Annotated in this window: 15 protein-coding genes; 9 read left to right on the top strand and 6 right to left on the bottom strand. The window is 38.2% G+C overall.

Annotated features, from left to right (window positions below):
- The first annotated feature begins 385 nt into the window (after positions 1–385).
- The 6 genes from OQX63_RS01415 (at position 386) to OQX63_RS23445 (ending at position 5,926) form a co-directional block, all read left to right on the top strand.
- Positions 386–2,671 carry a GH92 family glycosyl hydrolase gene (locus tag OQX63_RS01415; protein WP_265849108.1) on the top strand — a complete coding sequence of 762 codons (2,286 nt, stop codon included), beginning with the start codon at positions 386–388 and terminating at the stop codon, positions 2,669–2,671.
- A gap of 413 nt (positions 2,672–3,084) precedes the next feature.
- A complete protein-coding gene (locus tag OQX63_RS01410; protein ID WP_265849107.1) occupies positions 3,085–3,414 on the top strand; it encodes an ArsR/SmtB family transcription factor in 330 nt (109 codons plus the stop codon).
- Between the two features lie 36 nt (positions 3,415–3,450).
- The gene (locus tag OQX63_RS01405; RefSeq protein ID WP_265849106.1) at positions 3,451–4,017 is read left to right on the top strand and encodes a DUF6428 family protein; all 567 of its coding nucleotides are present in this window, start codon (positions 3,451–3,453) and stop codon (positions 4,015–4,017) included.
- Positions 4,018–4,034: 17 nt separating this feature from the next.
- Positions 4,035–4,454, top strand: coding sequence for an arsenate reductase ArsC (locus OQX63_RS01400; RefSeq protein ID WP_265849105.1), 420 nt, complete (start codon positions 4,035–4,037; stop codon positions 4,452–4,454).
- A 1-nt stretch (position 4,455) separates the two neighbouring features.
- On the top strand, positions 4,456–5,520 hold the full coding sequence (arsB, locus tag OQX63_RS01395) for an ACR3 family arsenite efflux transporter (RefSeq protein WP_265849104.1): 1,065 nt from the start codon (positions 4,456–4,458) through the stop codon (positions 5,518–5,520).
- An 85-nt stretch (positions 5,521–5,605) separates the two neighbouring features.
- On the top strand, positions 5,606–5,926 hold the full coding sequence (locus OQX63_RS23445; RefSeq protein ID WP_416276523.1) for a DUF5763 domain-containing protein: 321 nt from the start codon (positions 5,606–5,608) through the stop codon (positions 5,924–5,926).
- A 627-nt stretch (positions 5,927–6,553) separates the two neighbouring features.
- On the opposite strand, the gene OQX63_RS01390 is transcribed toward OQX63_RS23445, so the two are convergent.
- From OQX63_RS01390 to OQX63_RS01380, 3 genes are all read right to left on the bottom strand, one after another.
- The gene (locus OQX63_RS01390; RefSeq protein ID WP_265849103.1) at positions 6,554–7,405 is read right to left on the bottom strand and encodes an SDR family oxidoreductase; all 852 of its coding nucleotides are present in this window, start codon (positions 7,403–7,405) and stop codon (positions 6,554–6,556) included.
- Positions 7,406–7,502: 97 nt separating this feature from the next.
- Positions 7,503–8,336, bottom strand: a complete 834-nt coding sequence (locus tag OQX63_RS01385; protein WP_322974200.1) for an SDR family NAD(P)-dependent oxidoreductase — start codon at positions 8,334–8,336, stop codon at positions 7,503–7,505.
- Between the two features lie 88 nt (positions 8,337–8,424).
- A complete protein-coding gene (locus OQX63_RS01380; protein WP_265849101.1) occupies positions 8,425–9,336 on the bottom strand; it encodes a helix-turn-helix domain-containing protein in 912 nt (303 codons plus the stop codon).
- A 147-nt stretch (positions 9,337–9,483) separates the two neighbouring features.
- On the opposite strand from OQX63_RS01380, the gene OQX63_RS01375 reads away from it, so the two are divergent.
- From OQX63_RS01375 to fabF, 3 genes are all read left to right on the top strand, one after another.
- Positions 9,484–10,071 (top strand): TetR/AcrR family transcriptional regulator, encoded by a 588-nt coding sequence (locus OQX63_RS01375; RefSeq protein ID WP_265849100.1) that lies wholly within the window; start codon positions 9,484–9,486, stop codon positions 10,069–10,071.
- A gap of 87 nt (positions 10,072–10,158) precedes the next feature.
- Complete coding sequence (locus OQX63_RS01370) at positions 10,159–10,929, top strand: SDR family oxidoreductase (RefSeq protein ID WP_265849099.1); 771 nt, start codon at positions 10,159–10,161, stop codon at positions 10,927–10,929.
- A gap of 217 nt (positions 10,930–11,146) precedes the next feature.
- Positions 11,147–12,397, top strand: a complete 1,251-nt coding sequence (gene fabF, locus OQX63_RS01365) for a beta-ketoacyl-ACP synthase II (RefSeq protein WP_265849098.1) — start codon at positions 11,147–11,149, stop codon at positions 12,395–12,397.
- A 594-nt stretch (positions 12,398–12,991) separates the two neighbouring features.
- Here the strand turns inward: fabF and OQX63_RS01360 are convergent.
- From OQX63_RS01360 to OQX63_RS01350, 3 genes are all read right to left on the bottom strand, one after another.
- Positions 12,992–13,636 carry a YceH family protein gene (locus tag OQX63_RS01360; RefSeq protein ID WP_265849097.1) on the bottom strand — a complete coding sequence of 215 codons (645 nt, stop codon included), beginning with the start codon at positions 13,634–13,636 and terminating at the stop codon, positions 12,992–12,994.
- 217 nt (positions 13,637–13,853) lie between these two features.
- Positions 13,854–15,740 carry an OmpA family protein gene (locus tag OQX63_RS01355; RefSeq protein ID WP_265849096.1) on the bottom strand — a complete coding sequence of 629 codons (1,887 nt, stop codon included), beginning with the start codon at positions 15,738–15,740 and terminating at the stop codon, positions 13,854–13,856.
- A 38-nt stretch (positions 15,741–15,778) separates the two neighbouring features.
- On the bottom strand, positions 15,779–16,402 hold the full coding sequence (locus OQX63_RS01350) for a 7-carboxy-7-deazaguanine synthase QueE (protein WP_265849095.1): 624 nt from the start codon (positions 16,400–16,402) through the stop codon (positions 15,779–15,781).
- Positions 16,403–16,477 lie beyond the last annotated feature (75 nt).

Below are 16,477 nucleotides of genomic sequence, written 5' to 3'. Positions count from 1 at the left end.
AAGTCAGTTACTTGTAAAAAGCGGAGACTAAACAGTTTGCAATTATCTCTTAGTTATGCTCACAGGTGGCTTAGTTAGTTAATATTATTTTGAAAATGAGCGGTATGTGTTAATGGCTGTCTGCAGTCCTGCTATCCCTTCAAGTCCTCGCTGCGCTGTGGGCTTTTCGTTCTATCAGGTTTATTGAACAGCGCCTGTAGTCTAAGCAACATAAACCTCGCGGGTTTTAAAAACCTGCGAGGTTTGAAATATAATAAATTGTATCTTCAAGAGTCTAAAATGAATTTTCGTTTTGCTTAAACGTTTTAGTGTTGTGTTTTATGCATATTTAAAGATAAATTTATACCTTAGAATTTTCAACAAAAACAAGCTAATTTTAAATAATATGATTAAAAAAGTTATCCTGCCTTGTCTTTTGCTTTCAGCCATGATGGCATCGGCACAGCAGAACTTAGTGCAGTATGTTAAACCCATTATCGGCACTTCTAAAATGGGACATACTTATCCGGGTGCAACCGTTCCCTTTGGCGCGGTGCAGCTAAGCCCCGAAACGGATACTTTATCCTACGAAGTAAACGGAAAATACAATGGCGATGTATATAAATATTGTGCAGGGTACAAGTACGAAGATCAAACCATCACGGGGTTTAGTCATACCCATTTTAGCGGTACCGGTCACTCTGATCTGGGCGATTTTCTCATTATGCCTACACAAGGAAAACTGCAATTAAATCCTGGTACGGCATCAAATCCTAAAGGTGGTTACCGGTCTGCATTTTCTCATGCAAATGAGGTTGCGGAGGCAGGTTATTACAAAGTGAAGTTAGATGATGATAACATTACCGCCGAATTAACCTCAACCACCAGGGTAGGCATGCACCAGTATACTTTTCCTAAATCAGATCAATCCCATATTATCCTCGATTTGATGGCCGGTATTTACAATTATGAAGAAAAAACCGTTTGGACATACGTTCGTGTAGTTAACGATACTTTGGTTACCGGTTATCGCCAGACTAATGGATGGGCGAGGACCAGAACCGTTTATTTTGCGATGAGTTTTTCTAAACCTTTTAAAAGTTACGGGCGCAAAAGCTATGATGCTAAACAAGCTTACAGGGGCTTTTGGGGAAAGTTTAACCAGGAGCAGAACTTCCCTGAAATTGCAGGCAAGAAGTTAAAAATGTTCTTCGATTTTGATACCCAGGAAGGGGAGAAAATCAAAATTAAATTTGCTTTATCTCCGGTTAGTCAGGAAAATGCCCTGCAGAATATGCGTGCAGAAATTTCGGGCTGGGATTTTGAAAAAGTAAAAGCACAGGCACAGGCCACTTGGAACAAAGAATTGAATAAAATTCAGGTAAACACATCTGATGATAATAAAATAAACTTTTATACTGCCTTATATCATGCCTATATTAACCCAACAACATATACTGATATAAATGGAGAGTATAAGGGTTTAGATCAGGGCGTGCATAAAGCAGATGGATTTACCAATTACACCACCTTCTCTCTTTGGGATACCTACCGGGCTTTACATCCATTTTTTAATATTACCCAGCCAGGCCGTAGTAATGATATGGTGAAATCGATGTTGGCACATTACGATCAGAGCAGCCTGCACATGTTACCCATCTGGTCGCATTATGCAAACGATAATTGGTGTATGAGCGGTTACCATAGTGTTTCGGTAATTTCTGACGCGATTATAAAAGGTACTTATACGGGAGATCCGAACAAAGCTTTAGATGCTTGTGTAGCAACAGCCAAACATCGCGATTATGAAGGGATTGGCTATTATATGGACAAAGGTTATATCCCGGCAGAAAAATCGGGCATTTCGGTTTCCAATAATTTAGAATATTCTTATGATGATTGGTCGATTGCACAATTGGCAAAAAAATTAAATAGGATGGATGTTTACGATGAGTTTATCAAACGTGCTAACAACTGGAAAAACAACTATGACAGTGCTTCAGGTTTTATGCGTCCGAAATTGGCAGATGGAACATTTAAAAAACAATTTGATCCAAAAGATACCGAAGGGCAAGGTTTTATTGAAGGTAATAGCTGGAACTATAGTTTCTTTGTGCCACAAGATCCAGCTACTTTGATCGAAATGATGGGCGGTAAAAAGAAATTCGCTACACGTTTAGATACTTTGTTTACGATGCATTTGCCTGACGAGTTTTTTGCGCATACTGAAGACATTACCCGCGAAGGTATTATTGGCGGCTATGTGCATGGTAATGAGCCTGCGCACCATATCGCTTACCTTTACAACTGGACCGACCAGCCATGGAAAACTCAGGCTCAGATTCGCCACATCTTAAACATGCAATACAAACCTACTGCCGATGGCTTAGGTGGAAATGACGACTGCGGACAAATGAGTGCCTGGTACATGTTCTCTTCACTAGGGTTTTACCCGGTAGCACCAGGTTCTGATGTGTACTCGTTAGGTAGTCCTTTGGTAAACCATGCGGTAATCAATTTAGAGAACGGCAAAACTTTCACAGTTGAGGCTATTAAGCAAAGCGATAAAAATGTTTATGTAGAGAAAGTTTTATTGAACGGCAAGGAAATTACCGATCATAAAATTAAGCATGCTGATATCACCAATGGTGGAAAACTTACTTTTTACATGAGCGCAAAACCCAAGAAATAATTTTCTCATCCCTGTACAAATTAAACCGTCGGCTATTTTTAGTCGACGGTTTTTTTTATCTTCAGAATGTCGTCACTTCGAGCGCAGTGCGACCTAGCCGAGAACCCGAAGGCTTAGCGAAGCTAAATCTGTCTCGAGATAGATCTCTCCACTCCACTGCGTTCCGGTCGAGATGACGATCTTTTTAGGAAGTCGTCACCCTGAACTCGTTTCAGGGTCTTTTATCATGGGTAATTAATAGCGGTAAAATGATGATTTTTCTTTTGGATATGTCAGTGTGGGCATAGTCTAAGTTCATTATCAACCAAATTTCCGTGTTTTCCGTGGCTAAAAACTACAGCAACTATTTAGCACAGGTTTAAAAATAAATTTTGATATCTAAACTATCTATCGTAATATTGCGATGTAAAATTATGGGACTTACCAAAACAGAAATATTCACCGAAGAACAAAATCAAATGGCAGCTTTGTTAAAAGCGATGGCACATCCTGCGCGGATAGCCATTCTTCAGCGGATCCTGAAATCAAATACCTGTATTTGTGGTGATCTGGTTGATGAATTGGGCTTAGCACAGGCGACCATTTCCCAACATTTAAAAGAGCTTAAAAATGCCGGTATTATCCAGGGAACTATTGAAGGAGTAAGCGTTTGTTATTGTATTGAACCTAAAACGTGGAAATTGCTTCAAAATCAGTTGGGTAATTTCTTCTCATCGTATAAAGGCGAGCAAAACTGCTGTTAAAAATTTTATATAAATCAATCGTTAAATTGCAATATTATGATTAATATTTTATCTAGAGAATGGAGCAGCTTCAAAGCTGAACTTCTACAACATTCAGAATTGCTGCTGCAGTTCCAATATGCTACTGATCAATGGGTAAATGCCAATTACCACATTACTGAAATTAAACAAGCGCCAATTACCTCGGTAGATTGTGGTGGCGTAATGAACGCCTGGACAGAAATTATTGTGCAGTTATGGGAGCCTACTGAAGAGGAAAAGGGTAGGGCAATGCAGGTTAAAAAAGCATTATCCATCATCGAACTGGTAGAAAGTAAAATGTCGCTAAACCCCAAAGGTATGGTGAAAATTGAATTCGGCAATTCAGCATTTGATACCAGGCAAATGTATCCCGCTGAATTCAAGATTGATGGCGACAATCTGATTATAAACCTCACACCCGATGCTACACAATGTAAGGCGATCAGCCGCGGTGGAAGTTGTGGTACCACTGCAACGGGTGAGGAATGTTGTGCGCCTGCTCAGCCTGAAAAAAGAAAAATTGAGTTGGTTAACCTCGCTGCTGATCAAAATAGTTGCACACCAGGCAGCGGTTGTTGTTAAGATTTAGATTTAAAACAATGAAAAATATATTGGTGCTTTGCACTGGAAACAGTTGCCGTAGTCAACTTGCAGAAGGTTATTTGAAATATTTTGCTCAAAATAAAGCTAAAATCTACAGCGCAGGTATTGAAGTGCATGGCGTAAACCCCAGGGCGGTTAAAATAATGGCGGAAGATGGGATCGATATTTCAGATCAGACTTCGAATAATATCGAAGAATACTTTGATGTTCCTTTCGATTATGTGATTACCGTATGTGATCATGCGAAAGAAAGTTGTCCGTATTTCCCAACGCAGGCCATAAAACTGCACCATAATTTTCCCGATCCGGCTAAAGCGGTAGGTACTGAAAGCGAAATCATGGCGCAATTCAGCAGTACGAGAGATTTGGTTAAAGCTTACATGGAGGATTTTGTAAATGAAAATTTAAAAGAATAACATGTCAGCAAACAATTGTACGCCTGTAGTTAAACGAAAAAAGCTTAGTTTTTTAGACCGCTATTTAACCATTTGGATTTTCTTATCGATGCTTTTAGGGGTATCGCTGGGCTATTTATTTCCTTCGTCTGCGCTATTAATCAATTCATTTTCCATTGGAAGTACCAACATTCTTTTAGCCATCGGATTAATCCTGATGATGTACCCTCCCTTAGCAAAAGTTAAATACCAGAATTTAGGTGAAGTATTTAAAAACGTAAAAATATTAAGCACATCGCTCGTTTTAAACTGGGTAATCGGCCCAATGCTGATGTTTTTCCTGGCCATTGCATTTTTACATGACTATCCTGAATACATGGTCGGCTTAATTATGATCGGTTTGGCGCGATGCATTGCCATGGTGGTGGTCTGGAATGATCTTGCCGATGGTAATCGCGACTACGCTGCAGGTTTAATCGCCCTGAACAGTATCTTTCAGGTATTGTTTTATAGCCTGTTTGCCTATTTTTTTATTACAGTTTTACCTCCGTTATTCGGGTTAAAAGGCTTGGCTGTATCCATTTCTATTGTAGAGATTGCGAAAAGTGTAGGGATTTACCTTGGAATTCCTTCTTTGTTGGGTATTTTAAGTCAAAAAATACTGATTAAATGGAAAGGCGAAAAGTGGTTCCGCTCAATTTTTATCCCAATGATTTCTCCCATAACTTTAATCGCACTATTATTTACCATAGTGGTAATGTTCAGTTTAAAAGGAGAACTAATTGTGCAGATCCCAATGGATGTGCTGCGGATTGCCTTGCCTTTGGTTATTTATTTCGTGGTAATGTTTGTGATCAGTTTCTTTGCCGGCAAATATTTTGGTGCAGATTATAGCAAAAGTACTGCTATTGCTTTTACCGCTACCGGTAACAACTTCGAGTTGGCAATTGCTGTGGCCATTGGTGTATTTGGTATTCATTCCGGACAGGCTTTCGCCGGTGTTATTGGTCCGTTGGTAGAGGTACCTGCTTTGATTGCGCTGGTTAATTTGGCGCAATGGTTTAGAAGGAGATATTTTGAAGGGTAAGATTATCAATATTTAATGCTAAATTACAAATCTAAATTTTATCCTTAGCTCTTTAATCTGATTATCTCTGAAAACAATTTACATCTTGCTATTGGGTAGCTTATTGCTGTTTGGTAGTTTTTCGCCAAAAACAAATCTAAGAAAAGAACCTGTTGCTACTTGCTATGGACTAAATCCTTGTGGTGCATGTTCAAGTTGTTCATACTGTAAATATTGCAATAGTGGTGGTACCTGCGGTATATGTAGTTCAAGAAGTACTAAACCTGAAAGATTTTATGTTTCACCTAAGAAAAATACTACTTCTGCATCTGTTTATGTAGGGCAATGTAAAGCGTTAACAAAAAAAGGAACAAGGTGTAAAAGGAGTGGGGGAAGCAGCGGCTATTGCTGGCAACACAGTAAATAAATACAGTTTATCGTTCATTAAAATTTATCTGTATGTTCCAATTACTGATGTCACTTTTTGTTAAGGCGCAATTTATAGGCTTTGGGTTTTGGAGCATCTGGTATTGTGTTTTTCATGTATCTCCAACTATACAAAAATTAGATCGCACACCTAGTTTAGTAATCAAGTATGCGGCATGTATTTATTTTATCGTCAAAATAAGTTTAGCCCTATTTAATATTTTCTCCGCTAAAGCTGATGAAAGATATGGCTATGTAGATTTTTATTTTGGACCTGGTTGGGTCATTTCATGGATCGATGTGATCTGGTACCTGATATTAAGCCAATTACTTTGGATCAATTTTTTATTAAAATCCCGATGGTACAGGCTTTTCAATGGCTTGCTAGCGATTATTCCACTTTTTTTGATAAACAGATTCTTGGAATGGTACGACGCGACTTCTTATAGTACATATTTGAGCATTGAACAAGTAAATCTTGCTGTCTTTTATTTGATCAATTTGAGTATTTATTTAATGATGATGGTCGTTATCCAATTCTTCATGGATAGATGGAAAAGATTTAGAAACGAGTCTTTAACATAATTATCAAGAACCGACTAGCTGCCGGTTCTTGATGAAATAATAATTAAGCACCAACCTCTTCAAAGTTTGTGGCAGTCGCCAGATACTTCCAATTGGCCATATCTCTTTGTACGTCCGCAATTTTAGCATCCGCAATCTGATATGCGTCTGGGCCTAGGAATAAATGAAGCGGCGGATTTTCGCTTTTCGAAGCCTCAATAATCACTTCAACTGCTTTAGCCGGATCACCTGGCTGTTGGTTGTTGATGTCGTTTTGGTGTGCAGCTTGGGTGTCACGTACCTCTTTATAGGCATCGATAGGGGAACCTGGCACTGCTAATGAACTTGCTGTAAGGAACTCAGTTCTAAAATAACCCGGTTCTACCACTGTTGCTTTTATGCCCATCGATTTTACTTCTGCAGCCAACGATTCGGTAAAGCCAACTACTGCAAATTTGGTGGCGCAGTAGATTCCGAAGCCTGGGAAATTTCCCGAAAATCCACCTATCGATGAAATATTGAAAATATGACCAGATTGTTGTTTTCTTAATTGGGGAAGCACTTTTCTGATCACATTTAATGATCCGAAAACGTTTACATCAAAATTTTCACGCGATTCTTTGTCGCTTAATTCTTCCAATGCGCCAACCATGCCATAACCAGCGTTGTTTACCACTACATCCAGCTGGCCGAATTTGCTAATGGTTTGACTTACTGCGGCCTCTACACTGCTTTCGTCGATCAGATCAACTGCCAAAGGCAAAAAGTTTTCGTGTTCGCCCACGGCTTTTGTCAAATCCTTTAAATTTCTTGAAGTTGCGGCCACGTTAATGCCGTTGTTTAATAATGTTTTTACTAATGTTAATCCCAGACCTTTTGATGCGCCTGTTACAAACCATACTTTTTGATTTTCCATAATATTATTTTTAGATGAATTGAATTGATTGGAAGGCAGTCTCAAAATATTTCGGGACTGCAACCGTTTGAATGCTAATTCGCTATTAGCTCATCATTTAGTTGTCGAAATCTGTCGAAATTGTGATGGCTTTCCAGTCTTTAAACTCTTTTGATAAAGCCTCAACCTTAGTGTTTGCCCTTTGGAAAGCATCATTTCCTAATAGTAAATGTACCGGTGGATTAGGCATACTAGCCAATGAGATCATAGCTGCTGCAGCCTTTTCAGGGTCGCCGATCTGCTGACCGTCCATTTTTAGGTATTTGCTGTGTATTGCCCGCACTTCTTCATATTCGGCAATGGGATTTTTAGCCAAAATTAAGGAATCAGCAGTTAGGAAACTGGTTCTGAATGCTCCAGGTGCAACCACAGTTACTTTTACGCCAAATTCTTTAAGGTCTTCGGCCGATACTTCCGATAATGCAATAACTGCCGATTTTGTTGCGGCATATATTGCCCAGCCTGTTGCGCCTGCAATACCTGCAATTGATGCAATGTTGATGATATGCCCCGAATGTTGTGCCCTTAAATAAGGTGAAGCTTTTCTGATGACATTGATTGTTCCGAAAACGTTTACATCAAAACTATTGCGCGTTTCTGCATCACTTAATTCTTCTATGCTACCTCCAATGCCATAACCTGCATTATTGATTACCACATCAATTCTTTCGAATTTTGCAATGGTGGCCTGTATAGCCTCTTCTACACTTTTTTCATCCGCCAGGTTAACGGCCAGTGGAAGAAATTTTCCAGTGTCATTATTTACTGCTTTTTTAAGTTCACTGATATTTCTTGAGGTGGCCGCAACGGATTGGCCAGCTTTTAATAGTTGATGAACTAAACATAATCCTAAGCCCTTTGAAGCCCCGGTAATAAACCAAACTTTTTTCATGCCCATAGTTTTATCCTTTTTGTTAAGACAAAATTACGTCGCAGATGAATTTATGCTATTACGTTAATCAAACTGATTATTACGAAATTCAAACAATTCGGTAAGAAGTTGGCGTATGGTTGGTTAGTTTTTTGAAAAAGTTGTTGAAATGGGTAGGTTCTTCAAATCCCAGGCAATAACCTATTTCTGAAATATTCCAGTCTGTATGCTTCAGTAATGCTTTAGCTTCGCTTAACAAACGTTCTGTAATGTAATGTGTAGTCGTTTTGCCAGTAGTTTCTTTTATCGCACGGTTTAAATGGTTTACGTGTACCGAAAGCTGTGATGCGTAATCTTTTGCCGAGCGCATGGTAAACCTTTGGGTAGTGGTTTCGATGGGAAACTGGCGCTCTAATAATTCCGTAAAAACAGAAGTAATCCTGGCATTGGCATCCGTATGTTTGAATAAATTTTCGGAAGGCTCTGTTTTTAAAGCAAAATGAGTTATTTCAGTAATGTAATTGCGGAGCAGATCATATTTATAAATATAATCAGAATTAATTTCATCAAACATTTTAGCAAAAATAGCTTCGATATACCTGTCCTGTTGTTCATTTAAAATATATGCGGGTTTCCCTCCATGGGTAAACATCGGTAAATCACCAATGTTCCCACGAATCTTTTCGGTGAAGAAAGCCTCTGTAAAAATGCAAAAATAACCTGTCACCTCATTTTGTTTACCGCTGCCCAGTTCCCAGGTATATGGTACAAGCGGATTAAAAAAGATTAAAGCTGTGCCATTAATCTCAATACTCCTGTCTGCATAGTGGTAAACATTATGGCCGCGCGTAAGGCAGATTTTATAATAATCCCTGCGGTTATAACTCATCGGCTTGTGATCATCCCTTAAACAATCTTCCAGTTTGAAAACGTTAAAATGACCTATGCCATTTTGCAGGTTATCAGGCAGGAACCTGAATTTGTTCTGATAAAAATCTTCTATCGTTTCTGGTTTGTTCATAAATCAAAGTTACAAAATTCAAACCTAAAATAAATTAATGAGATTAAAGGAGAGTCATTGCTTAAATTAAAAGGAGATTACGATGATAAAATTAATTGTATTTAATATACCGATTGGTATATATTTGCATCGTCGATTTAGAAGAACATGACCAAGGCAGAAAAAACAAGAAATTTTATTGTAGAGAAAACAGCACCCATTTTTAATATGAAAGGTTATGCTGGTACGTCTCTAAATGATATTACTGCTGCTACAGGTTTAACCAAGGGCAGTATTTATGGCAACTTCGCCAATAAGGATGAAGTAGCATTGGCTGCTTTTGATTATAATCTAAAAAATGTGGTGTCGAGGGTAGAAGCGGAAATAAACAGACAAAAAGATGTGAAGGGTAAATTATTGGTTTACATTAATATTTATCAAAATCTTCTTAGCGGTACGGTAGCAGAAGGCGGTTGTCCGATTTTAAATACTGCTATTGATGCTGACGATACCCACCCGGCTTTGAAAGCACGAGCCGTGAAAGCTGTGCTCGGTTGGAAGAACGGTATTATGGAACTGATTGAAACTGGTATCGCTGCCAAAGAAATCAATGCAGATCACAACCCGGAGCAGATTGCACTCACCATTATTGCCATAATAGAAGGCGGTATTATGATCTCAAGATTGACTGCAAAACCTGCTTATTGGAATTTAATTATGGATTCTTTAAAAAAATACGTGAATAGCCTCGGCTAAAAAAAAATTTGAGCCAAAATATACCGATTGGTATTATTTGTTTTAAACTGCAATTACTAATCTTAAAATTTAAAAAAAAATATAAAAATGAAAACTTCAAAAAATACCGTTTTATTAATCGGCGGAACTGCTGGTATCGGTTTAGAAATCGCAAAACAGTTAACCGCTTTGGATAACCATGTAATTATTACGGGTAGAAATCAGGAAAGGCTATATGCAGCAGCTTCATCATTAAATAATGTAACCACCGTTCTCTCTGATGTGAGTAAGGCTGATGATATAGATCTTCTGGTAGAAAAAATTAGATCAGAATTTCCTCAATTGAACATGGTAATCAACAACGCTGGAAGAGCATTGCTTTATAATTTAGCCGATCCAAACCAGGATGCTTTTGCTCATGCAGCGGATGAAATGCTAACCAATTATTTATCGATCATCAGGATTAATCAAAAATTGTTACCTGTGTTAAAACAACAGGAAGCTTCAGCCATCGTAAACGTTTCATCTATAGTAGCGTATGTGCCAGGGATTACTTTGCCAACTTATGCAGCCAGTAAAGCAGCATTACATTCATACAGCACTTCTTTAAGGTTAAGTTTAGAAGAAACAACTGTTAAGGTTTTCGAATTAATGCCTCCATTGGTTGATACTGAATTTTCAAAAGAAATTGGTGGCCATAACGGGATTAAACCTTCTGTTGTGGCCGATGAGCTCTTAACTGCCTTGGCCAATGATGAATATGAGATCAGGGTGGGCGATACGGCTAAGATCTACGAACTCTTTAGGCAGTCGCCAGTTGATGCTTTAAATGTAATGAATGCCAATAGAAAAGCCTGGATCGATGCTGTTGAGCAATAAAATGATATAGCTGGAAAGCAAAAGAAATTGTTGTTTCCATTTAGATGACAGTTTTCAATATAGTAATTGTTACTTTCGCGCCATTAAGTATAAATCCTGGGTTTACTCAATCTTAATGAAACGATAGGGGCATTATAGCTGTTCCAGCTATATTAAAATACCTTTTGGATAATTAACGGTTGATTTTATCCAGGGGAGGTGACTAAAAAACAATAAAATGAAAAGAGTAGTAGTAACCGGTTTAGGTGCGATAACCCCGCTTGGCAATACTGTTGAACTATTTTGGCAACAGATATTAGCTGGAAAAAGCGGCATTGGCCCCATTACAAAATTTGATTCGAGTAAATTTAAAACGCAATTTGCAGGTGAAGTAAAGGATTTTAATCCGGAAGAATACCTGGAGAAAAAGGAGATTAAAAAATACGACCTTTTTACGCAGTATGCTATTGCTTCGAGTGATCAGGCAATAAAAGATGCGGGATTGGATTTCATTAGCATGAATGATAGTCAATTGGCAGAAGTTGGCGTAATCTGGGCAACCGGAAACGGTGGCATAGGTACTTTCGAAGCACAATTAGAAGAATTTCATGCCGGTGATGGCACGCCAAGATTTAACCCTTATTTTATCCCTAAAATGATTGTTGATATTGCTGCCGGGGCCATTTCTATTCGTCATAAATTGCGAGGACCAAATTATTGTACGGTTTCGGCCTGTGCATCGTCCAACACCGCTATAGTGAATGCTTTTGATACGATCCGTTTAGGTAAAGCAAACGTGATGATTGCCGGTGGTTCTGAAGCAGCGCTTACCAAATCATCTGTTGGCGGATTTAACGCTGCGCAAGCTTTATCAAAAAATAACGGCGATCCTCAAGGTGCATCTAAACCTTTTGATAAAGATAGAGATGGTTTCGTCATGAGTGAAGGGGCAGGCGCTCTGGTTTTGGAAGAACTGGATCATGCTTTACAGCGTGGTGCGCATATTTATGCTGAAATTGTTGGAGGAGGGATGGCTGCAGATGCTTATCATCTTACCGGAACGCCTCCGGATGGGATTGGAGCTGCTTTAGGGATGACAAAGGCATTGAAAGATGCCGGAATTAGTGCGGATAAAATTGATTACATTAATGCACATGCTACTTCAACCGGATTGGGCGATTTGAGTGAATTGCAGGGTATCAATACTGTTTTTAATGGTTTACCTGTAATCATTGGGGCAACCAAATCAATGACTGGTCATTTATTGGGTGCTGCAGGCGCAATTGAAAGTGTAATCAGTATTCTTTCGATCAGGGATAATATAATTCCACCTACCATTAACACCAAAAATCTGGACGAAAATATTCCAAAGGGATTAAATATTGTTTTGGGTGAGCCGATTAAAAAGGAAATCAATTATGTATTAAACAACACATTTGGTTTCGGTGGTCATACCGCGAGTACTATTTTTAAAAAGTACGAAGCTTAATTAGTTCTATAACTTCCAATTTTTCTGGAGATTATTAAGTGCCTGGTTAATCGCCAGGCACTTTTTTATGGCTGTAATTTATTCGTTTTTTCCTCTAAATTCCTGTGCTGTCATTCTGAACGCAGTAAAGAATCTTTTAATAATATAAAGGTTACCGGCAATAATTCTTTGTAGCCACTATGGTAAAGAAAAGATTCTTCGTTGCATTACCATTGACAGAATCCACTTTGCAGTCGTCATTCTCGCGTATGCGGGAACCACGAAGTGCTCAGCGTAGCTAATCTTAAAGCGCTTATATTAAGATTCCCAATCAAGTTGTGAATGACGATCTCTCGAGAGTTATACCTAATTAAAATTTATCTGTCAAGCATATTGATTTTTATACCATAAATTATTCCTCAGAATGACAAAAAACTACTGGTCTTAGCATCGCGCTGAGGCCTAATTTTTTGTTACAATAGTTTTTTGTCGCGAAAACATAGAAGTGCAGAAAATTAATTTTTAAGGGTCTTCGACTATGCTCAGACTGACAAGCACTTTAGTTAAAGCTATGGATAGAAAACCATTGAACTAATGACCAATGAACTAGCTAACCTACTTATCCATCAACAAATTCACCAGCTCTTTAAGTTCTTCCACTTCCAATTCCAGCTTTTCAATGCGATTTTCCAATTCAGTGGTATCAGTTTGAGGTGCTGTATATGTTTCAAGCTCGGTTGCGGTTTCAGCCTGTTCGCCCAGAAGATGAACAAAACGGGCTTCCTTCTGACCAGCTTTCTTAGCCAATTGTTTTACAAAAGCTGGTTCTTCATCCGAAAGTTTTTGAAGTTGCGCTAAAACCTCTTCTATACTTTCAAATTCATATAACCTTCCTGAATTGCTATTGATTTCTCCAGGTGTTAATGGTCCGCGTAAAAGCAAAAGGCAGATGATTGCCAACTCAGAAGGTAGTAATGGATAAACAATGGCTAAATTATGTTTGTATTTAGTTGCACGGCTAGATCCTCCTGTAGCTGTGGATATTAAACCCTTTATTTTAAGTTGGTTTAGCGTTAAAGTTATCGTTTCCTCATCATAATTTACAACAGGATTTCTTGAACTTTTTTGGTTACATGCAGCCATTAAACTGTTTAAAGTCATTGGGTAATAATCGGGTGTGGTGCGGCTTTTTTCTATTAATGAGCCCAAAACACGTTGTTCTTCTGCTGATAAGTCGGGTAGGGGTTTTACATTATCCATATTATAAAAGTATAAATTGGTTGAGCTTTTTGAAAATTATTTTGTTAATGGCTTGTTTGTAAGGAGTTATATTAAAAAAATAGTTTTAGTACAGTATAGAACTGCAAATTGAAACAAGAGACTTGACCGAAATAACCGTAGGTCTATTATTTCAGCGACTTTATAACATGGAGTATTATGCTGTAAAAAGTTAAGAATAAAGAGGGCACAGAAAAAACTATATTTTCGTAATCACAAAAGAAGTTCTTCTGTTATTCTTTCTTCCGGTTTCCGTTTTATTATCAGCAATAGGTTTACTGGCCCCGAAGCCCTTAAAAGTAAGCCTTTTTGCATCAATACTGTTTTTAACCAGGTATTCGTAAACGGCATTCGCCCGATTGAAAGACAATTTTTCATTTAATTTATCATCGCCAACATTATCCGTATGTCCTTGAATTTCAATCTGTACGTTTTCATTTTGATGCAAAAAATCGATCAACAGATCCAATTCCCGGATAGAAGCTGGCAAAAGGTTAAACTTATTGGTGTCGAAGAAAATATTTTTTAAAGTTACATTTCCACCTTGTTTTATTTTTTCGATGTAAACCTCAATCTGGTAAGGTTTGGTGATATCGCCGCTTTTGAGTTCGAAGTTTTCAGAGTAAAATAGATAACCTTCGGCATTTACATTAAAAAGGTAATTACCTCCAATGGGCATTACTGCTAAAAATTCACCTGTTTCGGGATCGGTATAATCATCAAAAACAGTCTTATTGGTTTTCAAATCTATTACCTGCACATTACTTTCAATCGTTTCTTTGGTGTCCCGATCTCTTACAATTCCTTTTACATAAGAAACCTTTAAGGGCTTAGCTGTTTCCGGAATACCAAAACTGTAAATATCCTGCATCCCATAACCACCTTTTAAATTTGAAGAAAATAGTCCTAAATTTCCATCGGCACTTACTACTAAACCGCTTTCATCTTCAAAAGAATTGATCGGATAGCCAATGTTAATTGATTTTTGCCATTTGCCATCATTTCCCTGTCTGCTAAAATAAATATCTTTATTCCCAAAACCTGGCCAGCCATTAGAAGAAAAGTACAATGTTTTGCCGTCTGCGTGTAGATAAGGCGTATTTTCATCGAAAGCGGTGTTGATCTCAGGTCCAAGATTAATGGCGGGTCCCCATTTGGCATCATCCGTAATGGTACTTTTCCATATATCGTAACCGCCAAATCCGCCTGGTCTGTTGCTGATAAAATATAATGTCCGCCCATCAGGGCTTATGGCGGGCTGCGATTCCCAGAACTCAGAATTAACAGGCTGACCCACATTATAGGGTTCACCCCAATCTTTTCCCTCACGATGAGATACATAAATATCACACCTCCCTAAACCATCGGGCCGGTTACATCCTGTAAAAAACAGGTACTTTCCATCAGGAGAAATGGTTTGTGCGCCTTCGTTATATCTCGTGGTATTTATTTTACTTGATAATGGTGTGGCCGTACTCCAGGTATTATTTTTAAACTGAGCGGTCCAAAAGTCTTCATTGCCATTTACCTGTCGGGTAAAAATTAAAGTTTCGCCATCAGCAGTTATTGCAGGGAAGTATTCGGCATCAACTGTATTTACGCCTTCGCCTAAATTTGTTGGACTATATTTTACAGGCTTTTTTATTGCAATGGTTGCAAAATCGCAATCCAAAAGGTATTTTTTTGCTTTTCTTGCTTTTTCAGATGACGAATCGAGTGTCAAAAAATCTGTAAAATGTTGCTTTGCTTTTAAATAATCCTGCGTAGCAAATACAGTTTCTGCAAGGCTGTAAATTACTTCGGGAGCCACCACTTTATTGATCAATATGGCTCTTTCATAAACCATTCTGGCATCCTGATATTTTTTTTGAGCTTTATAAACTCCAGCGAGTGCGATGTAGGCATTCTGAAATAGGGGATCTGCTTCTACCGCACTCTTTAAAACTTGCTCGGCGGCAGCATAATCAAATTTATCAATAAGTGGCCCTGCTTTTTCAAAGTAAACCTGCGCTTTTTTATTCGCAGAACTTTGTCCAAAACAATAAATACTCAGTATGCTAAAGAAGAGGATTAAACAAAGTTTCATTACATTAACATTTGGTAACAAAGCTAATGTAAACTAATTTAAGGAATATTTAAAAATTTGTGTGTTTGCAAAGAAATCTCCCATTTAGGGTTGGCCATTACATACTCAATAATTAATGGTGTAATTTCTTTTGATTTGGACCATTCTGGCTGAAGATATAGTTTGCAGTTGGGAGATACCATTGCTGCATATTCCTCAGCCCATTTAAAATCACTTTTATTAAAGACAATTACTTTTAGCTCGTTGGCAAAAGGTGTAATGTCTGGTCTTGGCGCTTTAAACTTTTTGGGCGATAGGCAAATCCAATCCCAGTTACCTGAAAGGGGGTAGGCACCTGATGTTTCGATAAAGGTAAGAATTCCCCTTTCCTTTAACTTTTTGGTTAAGTAATCCAGATTATAAATTAAGGGCTCGCCACCAGTGATTACAACAGCTTTGCCGGGAAATTGATCGGCATTTTCTACAATAACATCCGAAGTAGTGAGCGGATGCATCTCGGCATCCCAGCTTTCTTTAACATCACACCAATGGCAACCTACGTCGCAGCCCCCTAAACGTATAAAATAAGCCGCTTTACCGGTGTTAAATCCTTCGCCTTGTATGGTGTAAAATTCTTCCATTAAAGGAAGTAATGTGCCGTCTTCTGGTATTGCTTGTTTCATTTTTGAGGTTGCAAATATCCTAAAAAAATATGGTGATGCTGCGCTCTTTTGAAATTTAATAGAAAGATGAAATAC

Source organism: Pedobacter sp. PF22-3, assembly GCF_026239555.1.
Lineage (GTDB): Bacteria > Bacteroidota > Bacteroidia > Sphingobacteriales > Sphingobacteriaceae > Pedobacter.
Note: the sequence above shows the minus strand (reverse complement) of the source record. Positions and strands in the feature narration are given on the sequence as shown.

Bases quoted from the DNA above. Each gene is read 5' to 3' on its own strand.
- OQX63_RS01360 (WP_265849097.1), bottom strand. From the start codon at position 13,636: ATGGATAATGTAAAACCCCTACCCGACTTATCAGCAGAAGAACAACGT.
- OQX63_RS01355 (WP_265849096.1), bottom strand. From the start codon at position 15,740: ATGAAACTTTGTTTAATCCTCTTCTTTAGCATACTGAGTATTTATTGT.
- OQX63_RS01415 (WP_265849108.1), top strand. From the start codon at position 386: ATGATTAAAAAAGTTATCCTGCCTTGTCTTTTGCTTTCAGCCATGATG.
- OQX63_RS01400 (WP_265849105.1), top strand. From the start codon at position 4,035: ATGAAAAATATATTGGTGCTTTGCACTGGAAACAGTTGCCGTAGTCAA.
- arsB (WP_265849104.1), top strand. From the start codon at position 4,456: ATGTCAGCAAACAATTGTACGCCTGTAGTTAAACGAAAAAAGCTTAGT.
- OQX63_RS01380 (WP_265849101.1), bottom strand. From the start codon at position 9,336: ATGAACAAACCAGAAACGATAGAAGATTTTTATCAGAACAAATTCAGG.
- OQX63_RS01375 (WP_265849100.1), top strand. From the start codon at position 9,484: ATGACCAAGGCAGAAAAAACAAGAAATTTTATTGTAGAGAAAACAGCA.
- OQX63_RS01350 (WP_265849095.1), bottom strand. From the start codon at position 16,402: ATGAAACAAGCAATACCAGAAGACGGCACATTACTTCCTTTAATGGAA.
- fabF (WP_265849098.1), top strand. From the start codon at position 11,147: ATGAAAAGAGTAGTAGTAACCGGTTTAGGTGCGATAACCCCGCTTGGC.
- OQX63_RS01410 (WP_265849107.1), top strand. From the start codon at position 3,085: ATGGGACTTACCAAAACAGAAATATTCACCGAAGAACAAAATCAAATG.
- OQX63_RS01390 (WP_265849103.1), bottom strand. From the start codon at position 7,405: ATGGAAAATCAAAAAGTATGGTTTGTAACAGGCGCATCAAAAGGTCTG.
- OQX63_RS01370 (WP_265849099.1), top strand. From the start codon at position 10,159: ATGAAAACTTCAAAAAATACCGTTTTATTAATCGGCGGAACTGCTGGT.
- OQX63_RS01405 (WP_265849106.1), top strand. From the start codon at position 3,451: ATGATTAATATTTTATCTAGAGAATGGAGCAGCTTCAAAGCTGAACTT.
- OQX63_RS01385 (WP_322974200.1), bottom strand. From the start codon at position 8,336: ATGAAAAAAGTTTGGTTTATTACCGGGGCTTCAAAGGGCTTAGGATTA.